Annotated in this window: 1 pseudogene; it reads right to left on the minus strand. The window is 37.8% G+C overall.

Annotated features, from left to right (window positions below):
* Positions 1 to 5: 5 nt before the first annotated feature.
* Positions 6 to 339: pseudogene (locus tag SB679_RS23460) on the minus strand (radical SAM protein); the annotation flags it as partial.

Consider the following 339-nt stretch of genomic DNA (forward strand, 5'->3'; position numbering starts at 1 on the left):
CTATCTTAAAACAATACTCTATCTTCTTTTCTTAATTCTTCTAAATAGCTTTTCTTATCATCACGGTAGAAAAGGTTCATGGTTTCAAATGGGATCAGTTTCAGGTCTTTATTGACAATGTGAACACACGACTTTTTCACAGCCCGAACATCAAAATCATGGGCATCCATAAAGTTCATGATAATAATTCTGAACAGATTATCATAATCGAGGTCAGGGGCACAGACCTCCGGAAGACAACAAAGTAACTGGTTGACCTTAGGTTTTACTTTATCTACAGAAATACCGGTACTGAATATGTCCAGCAACTGCATGTGAAGCCCTTTATCCTGCTCGTAG

It is taken from the genome of Chryseobacterium sp. SIMBA_029, assembly GCF_046535275.1.
Taxonomy (GTDB): Bacteria; Bacteroidota; Bacteroidia; order Flavobacteriales; family Weeksellaceae; genus Chryseobacterium.